Source organism: Enterobacter cloacae complex sp. EB5 (genome assembly GCF_031432835.1).
Classification (GTDB): domain Bacteria; phylum Pseudomonadota; class Gammaproteobacteria; order Enterobacterales; family Enterobacteriaceae; genus Enterobacter; species Enterobacter hormaechei_C.
The window spans coordinates 98,954-116,707 of record NZ_CP133860.1 but is presented as its reverse complement, the minus strand read 5'-3'; the positions used below and the strand labels follow the sequence as shown (position 1 = coordinate 116,707).

Sequence of the window (17,754 nt, the reverse complement as noted above, 5' to 3'; positions counted from 1 at the left end):
GACTTATGACCCTGTCTTTTACTGCTCACTGGCACGATGAATTACCCGGCTTTTACACCGCGCTTAAGCCAACGCCTTTACAAAACGCGCGCCTTATCTGGCATAACGATGCATTAGCGGATTCGCTTGGCATCCCTGCGACGCTTTTTCAGCCAGAAAAAGGCGCCGGCGTCTGGGGCGGCGAAACGCTGCTTCCGGGCATGAAGCCGCTGGCTCAGGTCTACAGCGGACATCAGTTTGGCGTCTGGGCGGGACAGCTCGGCGATGGCCGCGGCATCCTGCTGGGTGAACAGCTTCTGCCGAATGGCGAAACGCTCGACTGGCACCTGAAAGGGGCAGGGCTAACCCCGTACTCACGCATGGGGGATGGCCGCGCGGTGCTGCGTTCAACCATTCGTGAAGGTCTGGCTTCCGAGGCGATGCATGCCCTGGGGATCCCCACCTCACGCGCGCTGTCCATTGCCACCAGCGACACGCCGGTGGCCCGCGAAACGATGGAGCAAGGGGCGATGCTGGTCCGCGTGGCGGAAAGCCATCTGCGTTTCGGTCATTTTGAACACTTCTACTATCGCCGCGAGCCGGATAAAGTCCGCCAGCTTGCCGATTACGCCCTTCTCCGTCACTGGCCGCACCTGCAAAACGAACCAGACCGCTATGTTCTCTGGTTCCGGGATATTGTCGCCCGCACTGCCGCAATGATTGCCCGCTGGCAGGCCGTCGGCTTTGCCCACGGGGTGATGAATACCGACAACATGTCCCTGTTAGGGCTGACGTTTGACTACGGTCCGTACGGCTTCCTTGATGACTATCAGCCGGGTTACATCTGTAGCCATTCGGACTATCAGGGGCGTTACCGTTTCGATAACCAGCCTGCGGTGGGGCTGTGGAACCTTCAGCGGCTTGCGCAAAGCCTGTCGCCGTTTATCGACGTCGATGCCCTGAACGATGCGCTGGACAGCTATCAGGAGGTCCTGCTGCGGGAATATGGTGTGTTAATGCGCAACAAGCTGGGGCTGATGACCCAGGAAAAAGGCGATAACGCGCTGCTGAATGGGCTGTTTGCCATCATGGCGCGGGAAGGCAGCGACTATACCCGAACCTTCCGTATGCTGAGCCAGACCGCGCAGCAGAGCGCCGCGTCACCGCTGCGCGACGAGTTCATCGATCGTCAGGCGTTTGATGACTGGTTTGCCGCGTACCGGACGCGTTTACAGCAGGAACACATTGATGACGATACCCGCCAGGCGCGGATGAAGGCGGTTAACCCGGCGATGGTGTTGCGCAACTGGCTGGCGCAGCGGGCCATTGAGCAGGCAGAGCAGGGGGACTATACCGAGCTGCATCGGCTGCATATCGCCCTGCGCACGCCGTTTGCCGACCGGGAGGATGACTATGTCAGCCGCCCGCCGGACTGGGGCAAGCGGCTGGAAGTGAGCTGCTCAAGCTAAGGGGCGAGAAAAACCTGCGGCGCGGCGTGCGCCGGATGTTTGCCGACGTGCACCTGCGCACCGTACCAGCGGGCCAGCGCGTCGGCCTGCAATACCGTCTCCGGTATGCCCTGAGAAACAATCCTGCCGTTGTGTAACAGCAGGATCCGGTCCGACCATAGTGCGGCAAGATTGAGATCGTGCAGCACCACGCAGGCGTGAAGATGGCCCTGACGGGTCAGCGATTTCAACAGGCGTAGCAGATGCTGCTGGTGGTAGAGATCCAGCGCGGAAGTGGGTTCGTCGAGAAACAGCCAGCCGCGCGGCGTTCCGTCACGCCACAGCTGCGCCAGCGCGCGGGCGAGCTGGACGCGCTGCTGCTCGCCCCCCGAGAGGGCATGCCAGCGCCTGCCGGCCAGCGGCAGGCAACCGGTCAGCTCCAACACCTCACGCACAATCGACGGTTCCGGGTGACGCGTCCAGGGCGCACGCCCCATTCCAACGATCTCCTCCACCTGCCAGTCAAATCCAGGCTGAGACTGCTGGCGCATCACTGCCCGATAGCGGGACAGCGTCTGCGGATGCCATTCATCCAGCGCTTTTCCCGCCAGCGAACAGCCGCCGCTGTCGGGTTTCAGGTAGCCGGTCAGCAGCCGCAGCAGCGTGGATTTCCCCGCGCCGTTGGGGCCGATCAATGTAACCAGCTCTCCCTGCGACAGTGACAGCGAAACGTTATCTGTCAGCGTGCGGCCAGACCGGGTAAAAGTAAGATTTTCAGCCGCATAACGTTCAGCCATGCTGTTCTCCACGACGAAAAATGAGCCATAAGAACCAGGGGGCACCAAGGATACTGGTGAGCAGGCCGACCGGCATTTCTGCCGGAGCGACCAGGGTGCGCGCGACCGTATCCGCCACCAGCAGCAGTAACGCGCCCGCGAGTACCGTGCCGGGGAGGGTTGCCCGGTGATCGGCGCCCAGCCACATGCGCATCAGGTGCGGCACCACGAGTCCGACAAAGCCAATCACGCCGCTGACGGCGACAGCCGCCGCGACCAGCAGGGCGCTGCATAACAGTAATATTCGCTGTACAAGGGCAACGTCCACGCCAAGGTAATGCGCTTCCTCTTCGCCCAGTTGCAGTAAATTTAACGCGCTGGCACAGCGCCAGATCGCCAGAGCGGCAGGCACCATCAGCGAGGTCACGGCGAGCAGCGTTGACCACTGTGCCTGACCAAGACTTCCCATTCCCCAGAGTGAAAGCTGACGCAGCTGGGCGTCATTGCTGACCCACGAAAGCACACCCACTGCCGCACCGCACAGGGCATTGATGGCGATACCCACCAGCAACAGACGTGACAGAGAGGGGTCACGCTGCCTGCTGAGCAGGAAGATCACGCCTGTGGCTGCCAGCGCCCCAAGAAATGCCGCCAGCATAGGGGCGTAAAGCATCACCAGCGCGGGCAGCGAGAGCGGGAGCACCACCCACAGGGCGACGGCCAGCGCCGCACCGCTGCTGATCCCGAGCAGGCCCGGGTCGGCCAGCGGATTGCGGAACAGCCCCTGCATGACGCAGCCGGCGAGCGCCAATGACCCGCCAATCACCAGCGCCAGCAGCACGCGGGGCAGACGGATGGTGAGCCAGATCTGGCGTAGCGTCTCATCGCTACCGCTCCACAGCACGTTCACCGGCAGGCGTAACGCCCCAAAACCGGTAGCCATGAACGTCATGACGGTAAGCGACCCCGCCAGAAGCCATAACGATAACGTGATGCGCCGGGACATCAGGGCAGTTGCTCCGCTCTGGCACGCAGCTGTTGTATGGCTTTCGGCGTGCGGACGCTGAAGCCCAGCAGGGCCATGTCATCAATAGCCAGCACCTGCTTGCTTCGTCCCGCTGGCGTTTGCGCCAGACCGGGCAGTTTCCACACATTTTCTTCGCCGCCCAGCGCGTTAAGGCCGTCCTGCGAAATCACCACCAGATCCGGCTGGCTGGCCATCACCCCCTCCTGGGAAAGCGGCTGATAGCGGGTAAAGCCCTGCATGGCGTTCTGCAACCCGGCGGCGCGTATTGCCGCATCCGCGCCGGTCTGTTGCCCGGCCGCCATTGCGGTCATTCCGCCGTGGCTGAGGATAAACAGCACCCGCTTGTTGAGCGGTGTTGAGGGCAGTGCCGCCAGTGACTGACGCAGCGAGCTGCGCAGGGTTTCCCCTTGCGCCTCATGATGCGTCGCCTGAGCTATCACCCGCACTTTTTCGTCAATCGCGCGCAGGTCAGGCGTGCCGGGAACGGTAACCACCCGGACGTGGCTCTGTTCAACCTGCTTCAGCGCCAGAGAGGGCTGCGCCTGGTCGCTTGCCAGCACCAGCGTCGGGCGTACGGACAAAATTCCCTCCGCATTCAGCTGGCGGAGATACCCTACGTCAGGCAGCGCGTTTGTTGCCTGCGGCCACTGGCTGGTACTGTCGCGCGCAACCAGAGAAGACTCCGCCCCGAGGGCGTAGACGATCTCCGTCACGTCGCCGCCGAGGGCGACAATTCTCTCCGGCGCGGCGACGGCGACCAGCGGCAGGGCGCAGAGCAGGGCGAACCAGTTTTTCATGCGGCCAGCCCTTCTGGCGTCAGGGCGTCAATCTGGCGGCGCCACTGGCTCTGCTCAGGCTCGCCTTCGGTACGCTGCCCGTAGAGCTGGGCGATCTGAGTGCCATCCGCAGCAAACAGCTCCAGGCTGGTAACGTGTCCGTCCGCCGTAGGTTTACGCGTTACCCACGTCTCGGCGATAGTCTCCTCCAGCAGATGCAGGGTAAAGGTTGGGTTGAAGATGTTCAGCCAGCCTTTCATGGGCGTCAGATTTTCCACCACGCCGGTGAAAATCTGCACGCAGCCGCGGTTGCCGATGAAGATCATGATTTCGTTTCCGTCCTGTCGCGCCGTCTCCAGCAGCTGTGCCAGCGCGCTGTTATCCACCTGACAGGCCAGATCGTCACTCACCAGACGAAACGCCTGCTGGCGGCTCAGGTTATGGCGCTTCAGTAAGCTAAAGAACTGATGCACATCGGTCATGGCGCGCCACTCTTTCTCCACCGAGCCTGCATCAGCACCGTCGGAATGCGCAGGGGCATCGACAGCCTTCAGCGCCAGAGCGAGGTTATCGGCCGTGATAAAACGGGTCAGCACGTCGCCCCAGGCGGCAACGTCGGTGTGATCCGTGGTGTAGACCTTCAGTAAAGCGTCGCCCTGATGATCGAAGAACTGTATGCTCTGACGTTCGCCGCGGGAGGTCGTTTCACTTATGTGAAACGCGCTCGCCCACTGGTTGAGGAACAAACGCAGATCCAGCGCGCGCGGATTCAGCACCAGCCCGGCATGACCGCCGAGGTGCTGGTGAGTAAACGCCCCGATTTGTTCGTGAACGGCGTATTCGTTACGGCAGATGCATTTGGTTTCCCCCACGGACTCCAGCGCCGCCAGAATCTCGCGGATTTCACCGCGCAGCCGCCAGGCGTCGTGTCCAACCCGCGCAAATGCCAGCTCTGCTTCGCTGATGTGCATTAATCCGGCGATATCACGGGCGTACTTACCCGGATGTTCTTCTTTAAGTTCAAGCCAGCGTGTGTAGTGACCCATAATCTTATCCTTCTGAATCGTTGCCCCGAAGGGAATTACCATTGATAACTGACGAAGATCTTGCCGTTGCGGCCATCCTGCGGGATGCCCTGCGGTGACCAGTAGGCTTTGTCGAAGGCGTTCCCCAGCACGAGGGTGGTGGTGATGCCTTTGAACTGCTGCTGGCCTTTATAGCTGACGTAGAAATCATTCACTGCGTAGCCAGGCTGCTCGCTGTAGCTGCTGCTGATATGCGTTGAACGTTCGACGAAGGTGCCGATCCAGCCCACGGAGAAGCCGCTTTGCGCCACCGGGATATCCAGCTTGCTGGTGACGGTGTCCGGGTTGATGCTGGAGATGTATTCGCCCGTGTCGGTATCTTTCCCGCGCGTGCGGTTGTAGGCCACGTCGAGGTTGAACAGGCTGGTCGCGTAGGTTGCCATCATGTCCCAGCCCCAGATTTTGGCATTGGGTACGTTATAGGACATGGTGGTGGCCGCCGCAAAATCGACGGTGGTGGAGATGTAATCTTTCGCTTTGGTGTCGAAGTAGCTGGCTTTGAACTCCAGCGCGTCGTTGGCGAGCAGCAGATCGTCAAAACGTAGCCCAAAACCGAACTCCTGGGTTTCGTTAGTTTCCGGACGCAGGTTCGGGTTCGGCACCCAGTAGTTGGTGTAGACGCTGCCGATAGAGAAGTGCTTCGAGTCGTTATACATCTCGCCCATCGTTGGCGCGCGGAAGGCCTGGGCGTAAGAGCCGAACAGCATCAGCCAGTCGGCTGGATTCACGGTTAATCCGGCGCGTGATGACCACTTATCCGCATCCACGTCGTCGTAACCGTCGCTGCTGCCGCGGTAGTTGTCGTAACGCGTCCCGCCGAGCAGCGTTACCGGCAGGTCGCGCAGGGTGATCTCATCCTGCAACCAGCCGGAGCTGAAGTCGATTTTCGCGTCCGGGAAGCCGGTGGTCGCGCCGCCAGGGTGTTGCTCCTGACGATAGTATTCCCCGCCGTAGGTCAGCAGGTGCGAGGCGAAGGAGTCGCTGAACAGGCGGGTGCGGTTTTCCACTTTGCCGCCTTTGGTGGTCTGCTTACGGAACTCGCCGCTGGCGTCGATGTTCTGGGCGTTGATCCGCGCTTCGGACCAGTAAATTTTCGCATCGGCGTTCAGCCAGTCGTTTCCGGCTGGCGCAATGCGGTAACCAAGCTGGGCATCGCGCTGTATGGTGGAACGATCGGTCATCGGGTTACTGCTGCTGGCATCCGTGGTCTGCGGATTTTTCGGCTCCTGCGCGTCGTTGTTGTAGTAGCGCAGGGAGCCGCTCAGCGTCTGCGCCGGATCGATTTTCCAGCTGCCTTTCGCCAGCATATTGTTGATGGATTCGTCGTTTGGCGCCCTCGCGCCGTCACTCTGGCGAATGTCGCCACGATCGCGGCTGGACCAGGAGACCAGACCGTCCAGGGTATCGGTGCGGCCATAGGCGCTGGCACCCATCCCGATGCTGTGATCGCCCGTCGCGCCGGTAGCAAATACGCGATAGCCGCTGTTTTTACCCGCGTCCAAAAGATCGCTGGCGTCGACGGTGTCATACGAAATCACGCCGCCCAGCGCGCCGCTGCCGTACAGCAAGGCGGAAGGGCCGCGCACCACTTCGATACGTTTGATCAGCGCCGGATCGAGGAACGTGCTGTTCAGGTGTCCGGTATCGGTGCCCTGGCGCACGCCATCCACCAGCACCAGCACGCCACGGCGGTCATAGCCCCGGAGGTTAACGTCCTGACCGTTGGTGCGCCCGGTGCCGTCCAGCGTCAGACCGGGCACCTTGCGCAGCAGGTCGGCGGCGGAGCTGGCGGTCTGGTTTTCCGGGGCGGTGGCGTCAATCACGCTCACCATCATGGGGGCTTCAAAGGCGCTGCGGGCATTGCCGGTGGCGGTGACGGTGATCTCGTCTGCGGCGGCAAACGTAACGCCTGGCAGGGTGCTGACAATCGCCAGCGCCAGAAGAGACGGGCGTAAAGACGCGGATTGCAGGTGTGGCATAGCAACTCTCCATAAGAATTGAAAAGCGCTGGCTGCCTGGGGATCACCTGGGTGGCTGGCGAATGTGTTGTCTGGTTTATTTAGTCAGGATCAGTTTTCCGGCATTGGTCTGGCGCAGCAGGTAGTGCTGGCCGTCATGCTCGATAATAACCCGTCCCTCCTCACCTAACAGAGTTTTGCTGTCGATTCGGCGATCGGTGGGAGCAGGGGACGGCGCTGTGTGTGTTTTTGTTGGCGTTGCCGCGCTGTTATCGGTCGGTGACATAATGTTTATAAATAACAATCAATGTAACAATGATAATCATTATCAATAAACTGCAAATTCACGGCAAGCGTTTTTGTGAAAATTGTGTAACGGGATCAAATTTGGGGGAGAGGTGCGGTCTGATGCCCTCACCCCGACCCTCTCCCAAGGGGAGAGGGAGAAGGGCACGTACCGTAGGCCGGGTAAGCGCAGCGTCACCCGGCAGGATTTTAAAAGCGCGTGTCCACGGCTGAAGCCAGCATCTCCAGCAGCCGTTCGCTGTCTTCCCAGCTCAGGCACGGGTCGGTGATTGACTGGCCATAGACCATTTGCTGTCCGGCGACGATCTTCTGCGTGCCTTCTTTGATAAAGCTCTCCGCCATAATTCCTGCAATGGCGGTCGAGCCGCTGCGGATCTGCTGGCAAACTTCCTCGCAGACGTCCAGCTGGCGGCGGTGCTGTTTCTGACAGTTGCCGTGGCTGAAATCCACCACCAGATGCTCCGGCAGGTCAAATTCCGCCAGCGTTTCACAGGCGGCGGCAATATCTTCTGCATGGTAATTCGGTTTTTTACCGCCACGCATAATAATATGTCCGAACGGGTTGCCGCTGGTCTGGTAGATGGTCATCTGGCCGTTTTTATCCGGGGAGAGGAACATATGGCTGGCGCGTGACGCGCGGATGGCATCTACCGCAATTCGGGTATTGCCGTCCGTTCCGTTTTTGAAGCCTACCGGACAGGAGAGCGCCGACGCCATTTCACGGTGGATCTGGCTTTCGGTGGTACGCGCGCCAATCGCGCCCCAGCTTATGAGGTCGGCAATAAACTGTCCGGTCACCATATCCAGAAATTCGGTGGCAGTCGGTACGCCCAGCTCGTTAACCTGTAACAGTAGCTTGCGCGCCAGCGCAATACCGTGATTTACCCGGTAGCTACCGTTCAGATCGGGATCGGAAATCAATCCTTTCCAGCCCACGACGGTACGCGGCTTTTCAAAGTAGGTACGCATCACGATCTCCAGGCGATCCTGATACGTGCCGCGCAGCGTCTGAAGGCGTTGTGCATAATCCATTGCCGCGTCCAGGTCGTGGATGGAGCAGGGGCCAATCACCACCAGAAGACGTTTGTCTTCACCATTGAGAATTTTTTCGATGCGGCGACGGGAGGCCGTCACATGGTCCGCCACCTCGGCGGATACGGGATGCAGCCGGGCCAGTTCAGCCGGTGTGACCAGGCTATCAATGCGCGCGGTGCGCAGTTCGTCGGTTTTGTTCATGGAATGTCTCAGAAATTTTTTGCTTCATCGGCAGACTACCGGGAAGTGATGGGCATCACCTTAAACCAATCCCTGCTGATTTCAAGTTCGGGGCACGTCGCCCCGAGGATGGCATGATAATAACTGAAACTGGATTAATGTACTAGCATATTAGTACATGCGGCGATTCAGCCCCATGATATCGAGGATCTTGGTGGCAATTTCTTCTACTGAATAGTTGGTACTGTTCAGCCAGGGAATTTGATTTTTCCGGTACAGCGCTTCGACTTCGGAGACTTCCATTCGACACTGGCGCATCGAGGCGTAGCGGCTGTTCTCGCGACGTTCTTCGCGGATCGCCGCCAGGCGTTCCGGGTTGATGGTCAGCCCAAACAGCTTATGCTGGAGCGGCTTGAGCGCGGCAGGCAGCACCAGATTATCCATATCATCGGCAATAAAGGGGTAGTTGGCGGCACGAATGCCAAACTGCATCGCCAGGTAAAGGCTGGTGGGAGTTTTACCGCAGCGCGACACGCCGAGCAAAATCACCTGCGCCTGGTCGAGATTGCGCAGGGAGATCCCGTCGTCGTGCGCCAGGGTGTAGTCAATGGCGGCAATACGCGCATCGTATTTGGTCAGGTTACCGGGGTTCAGCCCGTGGGTACGGTGGGCGATCGGCGTCGGGTCAAGCTTCAGCTCGCTTTGCAAGGGGGCAACCAGCGCCTGCACAATGTCCTGACAGAAGCCCTCGCTTTGCAAAATGATGTTGCGGATCTCAGGGATCACAATGGAATAGAACACCAGCGGACGAACGCCGGTCTGCTGGTAAATGGCGTCGATCTGGTCCTTAACCGCTTTGGCCCGGCTCTCATTTTCCACGAACGGCAGCGTGATGCTGTTTATCGATACCGGAAACTGCGACATCACCGCGTGTCCCAGCACCTCGGCGGTAATCGCCGTCCCATCAGAAATATAAAAAACGTGGCGATCGACAGCATTATCCATTTTATCCACCCTGAATAGCGTACGTAATTGCCTGAAAGCATAAATTAAAAAAGTTAATTTCACAGCAAAGAACTTATCTGAATTTAAAATGAAATGGTGTTTTTGATTTTCCTGAAAAGTGGATTTCATTTTCCGAATAGCGGCTTTATTTCTATGGTTTTTGCCGGAATCTATAGGAATCATCGGGTTAGCGAGTGCCGGGAAACTGTCCGAAAAGTTGAAAATTTAAATTGCTTACACGATTCACCGTTTTTTTAGCGGAAATAAATATGCCAGTATAAATACGTAGTCAGGTGTTTCTTACTCCGATCAAATATCACAAAAGGATTGTTTCGATGTCCAACAATGGCTCGTCACCGCTGGTGCTTTGGTATAACCAACTCGGCATGAATGATGTAGACAGAGTTGGGGGCAAAAATGCCTCCCTGGGTGAAATGATTACAAATCTGTCCGGTATGGGTGTTTCCGTACCTAACGGGTTTGCCACAACCGCCGATGCGTTTAACCTGTTTTTAGACCAGAGCGGTGTAAACCAGCGCATTTACGACCTGCTGGATAAAACGGATATTGATGATGTCACCGAGCTTGCCAAAGCCGGCGCGCAAATCCGCCAGTGGATTATCGACACACCTTTCCAGCCGGAACTGGAAAAAGCCATCCATGACGCGTACAACCAGCTCTCCGCTGACGACGCGCAGGCCTCCTTTGCCGTGCGTTCTTCTGCCACCGCGGAAGATATGCCGGATGCTTCTTTCGCCGGGCAGCAGGAAACCTTCCTCAACGTCCAGGGTTACGAGGCGGTGCTGGTGGCGGTGAAGCATGTGTTTGCTTCCCTGTTCAACGACCGCGCCATCTCCTATCGCGTCCATCAGGGCTATGACCACCGCGGCGTGGCGCTCTCCGCGGGCGTACAACGCATGGTGCGTTCCGACGTAGGCTCTTCCGGCGTGATGTTCTCTATCGACACTGAATCCGGCTTTGACCAGGTGGTGTTTATCACCTCCGCATGGGGTCTGGGCGAGATGGTGGTGCAGGGGGCGGTGAACCCTGACGAATTCTACGTGCACAAGCCTACGCTGGCGGCTAACCGTCCGGCAGTGGTACGCCGCACCATGGGCTCGAAAAAAATCCGCATGATCTATGCTCCGACGCAAGAGCACGGCAAGCAGGTCACCATTGAAGATGTGCCGCAGGAGCAGCGGGATCGCTTCTCGCTGACCGACGCCGAAGTGGAAGAGCTGGCGAAGCAGGCGGTGCAGATTGAAAAACACTATGGCCGTCCCATGGACATCGAGTGGGCGAAAGACGGACACACCGGCAAGCTGTTTATCGTGCAGGCGCGTCCGGAAACCGTCCGTTCACGTGGTCAGGTCATGGAGCGCTACACCCTGCACGCGCAGGGCAAAATTGTCGCGGAAGGCCGCGCAATTGGTCACCGCATCGGTGCCGGTCCGGTGAAAGTGATCCACGACATCAGCGAGATGAACCGCATTCAGCCTGGCGACGTGCTGGTGACCGACATGACCGACCCGGACTGGGAACCGATCATGAAGAAAGCGGCTGCCATCGTCACCAACCGCGGCGGCCGTACCTGTCACGCGGCTATCATCGCCCGTGAGCTGGGGATCCCGGCGGTGGTCGGCTGCGGTGATGCCACCGAACGCATGAAGGACGACCAGAAGGTGACGGTCTCCTGTGCCGAAGGCGATACCGGGTACGTGTATGCCGATATCCTCGACTTCAGCGTGAAAAGCTCCAGCGTGGATACCATGCCGGACCTGCCGCTGAAGATCATGATGAACGTCGGTAACCCGGACCGCGCGTTTGACTTCGCCTGCCTGCCGAACGAAGGCGTGGGCCTGGCGCGTCTGGAATTTATTATTAACCGTATGATCGGGGTGCACCCGCGTGCGCTGCTGGAGTTCGACGACCAGGACGCAAAACTGCAAAACGAAATCCGCGAGATGATGAAGGGTTACGACTCGCCGAGAGAGTTCTATGTGGGTCGTCTGACGGAAGGGATCGCCACGCTCGGCGCGGCCTTCTACCCGAAACGCGTGATCGTGCGTCTGTCGGACTTTAAGTCCAACGAATACGCCAACCTGGTGGGCGGCGAACGCTACGAGCCGGAAGAAGAGAACCCGATGCTGGGCTTCCGCGGCGCCGGGCGCTACGTGTCGGAAAGCTTCCGCGACTGCTTCGCGCTGGAGTGCGAGGCGGTAAAACGCGTGCGCAATGACATGGGGCTGACCAACGTGGAAATCATGATCCCGTTCGTCCGTACCGTGGATCAGGCGAAAGCGGTGGTGGATGAGCTGGCGCGTCAGGGGCTGAAGCGCGGCGAGAACGGGCTGAAGATCATCATGATGTGTGAAATTCCGTCCAACGCCCTGCTGGCCGAGCAATTCCTGGAGCACTTCGACGGCTTCTCCATTGGCTCGAATGACATGACGCAGCTGGCGCTCGGCCTGGACCGCGACTCCGGCGTCGTCTCTGAGCTGTTCGATGAGCGTAACGAGGCGGTGAAAGCGCTGCTCTCCATGGCCATCCGCGCGGCGAAGAAACAGGGTAAATATGTCGGGATTTGCGGCCAGGGTCCTTCTGACCATGAAGACTTTGCGGCCTGGCTGATGGACGAGGGGATTGATAGCCTCTCCCTGAACCCGGACACCGTGGTGCAGACCTGGCTGAGCCTGGCAGAGCTGAACAAGTAAAACCTGCACAACCTGAAAAAGGCGAGGATATCTGTCCTCGCCTTTTTTATTTTCTTGCGAATATGCTCACCATCACAAATAAAGCAAAAAACCAAATATCATAATTTATCTGTTAATTTAGACAATTGTTAGCGGGCAGGGCGTTGCTAATACTTGAGCCTTACCGCGTACATCCGTCGGGATGATGCGCGACTGGTTGAAATACGTTTTAACCTGATAAAAAGGCAAATAACAATGACAATCTCCTCTGTATTACGTACCAAAGATAAAATAGGTTATGGCCTCGGCGATATGGCCAGCGCGCTGGTCTGGCAAACGGCAACGTTATTTCTCGCTTATTTCTATACGGACGTATTCGGTTTGCCGGCGGCCATTATGGGCACCATGTTTTTAGTGGTGCGCGTGGTCGATGCGTTTGTCGACCCGTGCATTGGCGCGCTGGTGGACCGCACTCAGACCCGCCACGGTCGTTTTCGTCCCTGGCTGCTCTGGTTTGCCATTCCGTTTGGCGTGAGCTGCCTGATTACCTTCTACGTACCGGATGCCGGGGCGACGGCGAAAATTGTCTATGCCTGCGTAACCTATGCCATCCTGAGTCTGATCTATTCCGCGATTAACGTCCCTTACTGTGCCATGCCTGGCGCGCTGACGCTCGACCCGCGTGAACGTCACTCGCTGCAATCCTGGCGCTTTGGCCTGTCGTTTATCGGCGGGTTGATTGTGACGGTCATCGCGCTGCCGCTGGTCTCATTATTAGGCCAGGGGAATGTGCAAAAAGGCTATTTCTATGCCATGAGCCTGATGGGGCTGCTGGGTATTGTTTTATTCTTCTGCTGCTTCTTTATGACCCGGGAGCGTTACTCGCCGCGCAATGACACCTCCGGCTCGATGCTGACGGATTTAAAACTGCTGGCCGCCAATAGCCAGTGGCGAATTGTTTTTCTGTTTAATATTTTACTGTTAACCGCCGTCGTGACGCGTGGCTCTGCGACCATGTATTACGTTAACTATGTTCTGTTACGTCCGGAACTGGTTTTTGCCTTTATTGTTTCCGGCATGGTGGCCTCCTTAAGCGGCGCATTATTATCTGAACGCCTGCTGGGGAAATTTGACCGGGTGCGTGCCTATCAGTGGACCATTATTTCTTTCGTTATTTTTGGCGCGCTGATTTTCTTCATTCCGCCTTCGCAGGTGTGGCTGATATTCGGTCTGAATATTGTGTTTAGTTTTATTCAGAACCTGCCCACGCCGCTGCAATGGACCATGTTCTCCGATGTGGTGGACTACGAAGAACATCGTAGCGGCCGCCGCCTGGACGGGCTGGTCTTTTCTACCGCCCTGTTTGCCATCAAATTTGGGCTGGCGCTGGGTGGGGCGGTGGTCGGTTGGGTGCTTGGCATGGTGGATTACGCTCCCGGTCAGGCAAACCAGGCGCCTCACGTTCTTGCAACCATCAATGCCCTGTTCACCCTGATCCCCTGCGCGCTGTTCCTCTGCATGGTGGCGCTCCTTGCCATCTACAAACTTAACAGCCGGCTGGTGGACAGCATCGCCCGCGAGCTGGCCAGCAAACGCGATAGTCGAAACGATGCGGGGCAGCTCAGCCCGGCAACCCAATCCGCACTACAGGAGTAAACCATGACTGCGATCTACAAGGACGCGGGACGTCCCGTACACGAGCGTGTCGCCGATTTACTGGCGCGTATGACGCCGGAAGAGAAATTTGCCCAGATGCACGCGTACTGGCTGATCCTCGATGAACATGGCAACCACCGCGAGCGCAGCGATCTGAGCGATGAATTCGCTGGCGTGAGCGAACAGGCGTCCCTCAGCGAAAGACTGAAGCTCGGCGTCGGGCAGATCACCCGTCCGCTCGGCACGCACATTGTTGATGCAAAAACCGGCGTGCGTGCCGCCAACCGCCTGCAACGCATGATGATGGAGGAGACCCGGCTCGGCATTCCGGCGCTGTTTCATGAGGAGTGTCTGGTGGGGCTGCTGTGCAAAGATGCAACCCTGTTCCCGTCGTCGCTGAACTACGGTTCCACCTGGGACCCGGCGCTGGTGCAGCGCGCGGCGGAGCAGATTGGCAAAGAGGCCCGATCCGTCGGGTGCCAGCAGGGGCTGGCCCCCGTGCTGGATGTCTCGCGCGATGTGCGCTGGGGACGGACGGAAGAGACCTTTGGGGAAGATCCGTGGCTGGTAGGGGTGATGGCGACGGCGTACGTGAAGGGGTTGCAGGGCGATAAGCGCGATCTGCTGGCGACCCTGAAACATTACGTCGGCCACTCCTTCAGCGAAGGAGCGCGCAACCATGCGCCGGTCCATCTCGGTTTCAGCGAGCTAAACGATACCTTCCTGCTGCCGTTTGAGATGGCAGTGAAGCTGGCCAACGCCGGTTCGGTGATGCCAGCCTATCACGACATTGATAATCAGCCAGGGCACAGCGACCATTTCCTGCTCACCACCGTGCTGCGTGAACAGTGGGGCTTCGACGGCATTATCGTGGCGGATTACGGCGGCGTCAGCCTGCTGCACCAGCACCACGGGATTTCACACGATCCAGCACAATCGGCGGCGCTGGCGTTTAACGCCGGGCTGGACGTGGAATTGCCGAAGGATGACTGCGCGCGTCATCTGGCGGAAGCGGTAGAGCGTGGGCTTATCTCAATGGCGAAAGTGGATGAGATTGTGGCGCGCGTGCTCAGTGAAAAATTCCGTCTCGGGCTGTTTGAAAAACCGTACGCCGACGAAGACGGTATCGATTTGCAGAATGAGGCGACCCGGCAGGTGGCGCGCGAGGTGGCAACAAAATCGATCACGCTGCTGGAAAATAACGGCATTTTGCCCCTCGGCGGAAAACCCCGTGTAGCGGTAGTGGGGCCGACGGCGGACGATCCGCTGGCGCTGCTGAGCGGCTACAGCTTCCCGGTTCATCTGATCATCAGCGATATGGTTGAAGAGACCTCGCAGGTGACTACCCCGCGCGCGGCGCTGGAACAGTACCTTGGTGCATCGCAGATACGTTACGCCAAAGGGTGCCACATTATCGAAAAACGGATGGCGGGCGCGCCGGTGTTCCCGGGCGACAGCGGCGGTAAACCGATGCAGCAATCGCCGGTTTCACAACGCACGGATCTGATCCCCGACGCCGTGAGCGCGGCAAAAGAGAGTGACGTGGTGGTGGCCTGCGTGGGCGACCTCGCCGGGCTGTTCCAGAGCGGCACCGTGGGGGAAGGGTCGGATACCGATTCGCTGGATCTGCCAGGCGTGCAGCAACAGCTGCTGGAGGCGCTGGTGGCAACCGGTAAGCCAGTGATTGTCGTCATGACGGGCGGGCGGCCTTATAACCTACAGGGGCTGGAAGAGAAGGTGGCCGCGCTGATAATGGCCTGGGCGCCGGGGCAAGAAGGGGGCTGGGCGATTGCCGATGTCTTAACCGGCCGCGCGGAGCCGCAGGGCAGGCTGGTAGTGAGCGTGCCGAAAAACGCCGGGGCGATGCCGTACTACTATAACCACAAGCTGAAAAGCGGCGGCACGCCGTTTGCGTTCCATTTCGGCGCACTTTACCCGTTCGGTTACGGTCTCGGCTGGACGCAGTTTCGCTGGGGCGCGGCCCGCCTGGCTGAAAGCCGCGTCCCGATCGACGGAGAGGTGGCGTTAAGCGTCGATATCACCAACACCGGCGAGCGCAGCGGCAGCGAAGTGGTACAGGTGTACGTACGCGATAAGGTCGCCACGCAGGTGCGTCCGCTTCAGGAGCTGAAAGCGTTCCAGCGCGTGACGCTTTCACCGGGAGAAACCGCCACGCTGACCTTTACCCTGCCGGTGGAGATGTTTAATTTCACCCGCCGGGACGGAAAGCGAATCGTCGAGCCAGGGGAATTTGAGTTACAGGTTGGCGCGTCCTCGGCGGATATTCGCGCGGTGGTGAACGTGCAGGTAAGCGGAGAGACGCGGGTGCTGGCGGGGGAGTGGCGGATGCTCAGTCGCTGTGACATTACACGGCCGTAAAAAGGATAAAAAAAAGCCCATCGTGGGAGATGGGCAAAGACTACACACAGCAATTCGTTGTTTCACTCAGGGGATTTCCATGCTTATAAATCAAGGTGTTGATTTATAACCGTGTCTTAATAGTAGGCATGCCAGGATTTTGAGTCGATCGGATTCGTCTCAATAGTTAAAGGGAGGTAAAGATTTCTTGAAGAGAATGACGGTTTTAGGCAGGAAAAGGCGGGTCTGACCAGTGCGCAGAGAATAAATAGTTTAGCAACGTTTAAGTATTACTGCGGAGAGTGTAGGCCGGGTAAGCGTTAGCGCCACCCGGCATCCGTTCTTACTGCGCGTTCTTGTCTTCCAGCTCTTCAAGTTCGCTTAAGATGACATCCGGATCGGTTCCCGGCGCTGGCACTTCATGCACCCAGGCGGAGAAGAGTCGCCAGGTCACCGCAAGCAGCACCGGACCGATGAACAGGCCAATCATGCCGAAGGCAATTAACCCTCCAATTACCCCGGACAGGATCAGAATCAGCGGCAGATCAGCGCCCATGCGGATGAGGAGGGGACGGATCACGTTATCCATGGTGCCCACCACGCAACTCCAGACCAGCAGCACCGTGCCCCAGGTCGTATCCCCCGTCCAGTAAAGCCAGATAATGCAGGGAACCAGCACCAGCAGCGGACCGAGCTGCGCCAGACAGGTCATCAGCATGACGACGGTGAAAATGGTGGCATACGGTACGCCGGAAATCGCCAGCCCGATTCCGCCAAGCACCGCCTGCACCAGCGCCGTGACCACCACGCCGAGCGCCACCGCGCGGACGGCCTGGGCTGCCAGCAGCACGGCCGCATCGCCGCGTTTACCTGCCAGTCGGGTGGCGAAATGACGTACCCCCAGCGCAACCTGCTCGCCGCGCCAGTACAGCAGGGCGCTGAAGACCAGCATCAACGTACAGTGCATCATGAAGCGACCAATGTGCGCAGCCTGCCCCACAAACCAGGTGGTGGTTGTGCCGATGTACGGGCGCACTTTGGCCATCAGGGCGCTACCGCCCATCTCCAGCAGGCTGTGCCAGCCGCTGTACAGTTTTGCGCCCACAACAGGAATGCTGTTCAGCCACGCGAGATCCGGCAGCGTCATATCACCGCTGGTGACCGCGCGAATAACCGGGCCGCTACTGTCAACCAGGCTGTTAACCAGCAGTGCAATGGGAATAATAAACAGCAGGAACAACAGCAATGTCATCACCAGCACGGCCAGGCCGCGGCGACCAAACAGCAGTTTCTGCAAACGCAAGAGTAAAGGCCAGGTGGCGACGACGACGGTCGCGGCCCAGGCAAATCCGAGCACGAAAGGACGAACGATCCACAGACACGCAATAATCATAATGGCTAAGAACAGCACCGACAGCAGTATCTGCGCGACATCCCTGGGCTGACGAAGATTGACCATAAACGAAACTTTC

Annotated in this window: 13 protein-coding genes and 1 other RNA gene; 4 read left to right on the top strand and 10 right to left on the bottom strand. The window is 58.7% G+C overall.

Annotated elements, in window-relative coordinates; all coding sequences use genetic code 11:
- Positions 1 to 5: 5 nt before the first annotated feature.
- Positions 6 to 1,448, top strand: coding sequence for a protein adenylyltransferase SelO (selO, locus tag RHN82_RS00610; RefSeq protein ID WP_047051465.1), 1,443 nt, complete (start codon positions 6 to 8; stop codon positions 1,446 to 1,448).
- On the opposite strand, the gene RHN82_RS00605 is transcribed toward selO, so the two are convergent.
- The 8 genes from RHN82_RS00605 to ppsR form a co-directional block, all read right to left on the bottom strand.
- On the bottom strand, positions 1,445 to 2,224 hold the full coding sequence (locus RHN82_RS00605) for a heme ABC transporter ATP-binding protein (protein WP_047051464.1): 780 nt from the start codon (positions 2,222 to 2,224) through the stop codon (positions 1,445 to 1,447). The two genes, selO and RHN82_RS00605, sit on opposite strands and share 4 nt — an antisense overlap.
- Positions 2,217 to 3,209, bottom strand: a complete 993-nt coding sequence (locus RHN82_RS00600; protein WP_047051463.1) for an iron ABC transporter permease — start codon at positions 3,207 to 3,209, stop codon at positions 2,217 to 2,219. The genes RHN82_RS00605 and RHN82_RS00600 overlap by 8 nt, the downstream gene beginning before the upstream one ends.
- Positions 3,209 to 4,027: a hemin ABC transporter substrate-binding protein gene (locus RHN82_RS00595; protein WP_047051462.1), complete on the bottom strand. Its 819-nt coding sequence runs from the start codon at positions 4,025 to 4,027 to the stop codon at positions 3,209 to 3,211. The genes RHN82_RS00600 and RHN82_RS00595 overlap by 1 nt, the downstream gene beginning before the upstream one ends.
- Positions 4,024 to 5,052 carry a hematinate-forming heme oxygenase ChuS gene (gene chuS / locus RHN82_RS00590; protein WP_047051525.1) on the bottom strand — a complete coding sequence of 343 codons (1,029 nt, stop codon included), beginning with the start codon at positions 5,050 to 5,052 and terminating at the stop codon, positions 4,024 to 4,026. Before chuS ends, RHN82_RS00595 begins: the two co-directional genes overlap by 4 nt.
- 35 nt (positions 5,053 to 5,087) lie before the next feature.
- On the bottom strand, positions 5,088 to 7,070 hold the full coding sequence (locus RHN82_RS00585) for a TonB-dependent hemoglobin/transferrin/lactoferrin family receptor (protein ID WP_047051461.1): 1,983 nt from the start codon (positions 7,068 to 7,070) through the stop codon (positions 5,088 to 5,090).
- Between the two features lie 76 nt (positions 7,071 to 7,146).
- Positions 7,147 to 7,335, bottom strand: coding sequence for a hemin uptake protein HemP (hemP, locus tag RHN82_RS00580; protein ID WP_047051460.1), 189 nt, complete (start codon positions 7,333 to 7,335; stop codon positions 7,147 to 7,149).
- 209 nt (positions 7,336 to 7,544) lie between these two features.
- On the bottom strand, positions 7,545 to 8,591 hold the full coding sequence (aroH, locus tag RHN82_RS00575) for a 3-deoxy-7-phosphoheptulonate synthase AroH (protein ID WP_045336613.1): 1,047 nt from the start codon (positions 8,589 to 8,591) through the stop codon (positions 7,545 to 7,547).
- Between the two features lie 150 nt (positions 8,592 to 8,741).
- Positions 8,742 to 9,575 carry a posphoenolpyruvate synthetase regulatory kinase/phosphorylase PpsR gene (ppsR, locus tag RHN82_RS00570; RefSeq protein WP_017384644.1) on the bottom strand — a complete coding sequence of 278 codons (834 nt, stop codon included), beginning with the start codon at positions 9,573 to 9,575 and terminating at the stop codon, positions 8,742 to 8,744.
- Positions 9,576 to 9,910: 335 nt separating this feature from the next.
- On the opposite strand from ppsR, the gene ppsA reads away from it, so the two are divergent.
- From ppsA to RHN82_RS00555, 3 genes are all read left to right on the top strand, one after another.
- On the top strand, positions 9,911 to 12,289 hold the full coding sequence (gene ppsA, locus RHN82_RS00565) for a phosphoenolpyruvate synthase (RefSeq protein WP_023296353.1): 2,379 nt from the start codon (positions 9,911 to 9,913) through the stop codon (positions 12,287 to 12,289).
- Positions 12,290 to 12,523: 234 nt separating this feature from the next.
- Positions 12,524 to 13,924, top strand: coding sequence for an MFS transporter (locus RHN82_RS00560; RefSeq protein WP_047051459.1), 1,401 nt, complete (start codon positions 12,524 to 12,526; stop codon positions 13,922 to 13,924).
- A gap of 3 nt (positions 13,925 to 13,927) precedes the next feature.
- Positions 13,928 to 16,303: a glycoside hydrolase family 3 N-terminal domain-containing protein gene (locus tag RHN82_RS00555; RefSeq protein ID WP_047051458.1), complete on the top strand. Its 2,376-nt coding sequence runs from the start codon at positions 13,928 to 13,930 to the stop codon at positions 16,301 to 16,303.
- Between the two features lie 5 nt (positions 16,304 to 16,308).
- On the opposite strand, the gene rprA is transcribed toward RHN82_RS00555, so the two are convergent.
- Both rprA and ydiK read right to left on the bottom strand, forming a co-directional pair.
- An RNA gene (gene rprA, locus RHN82_RS00550) (antisense sRNA RprA) lies at positions 16,309 to 16,416 on the bottom strand.
- Between the two features lie 209 nt (positions 16,417 to 16,625).
- Positions 16,626 to 17,741 carry an AI-2E family transporter YdiK gene (gene ydiK / locus RHN82_RS00545; protein ID WP_045911644.1) on the bottom strand — a complete coding sequence of 372 codons (1,116 nt, stop codon included), beginning with the start codon at positions 17,739 to 17,741 and terminating at the stop codon, positions 16,626 to 16,628.
- Between the last annotated feature and the right edge of the window lie 13 nt (positions 17,742 to 17,754).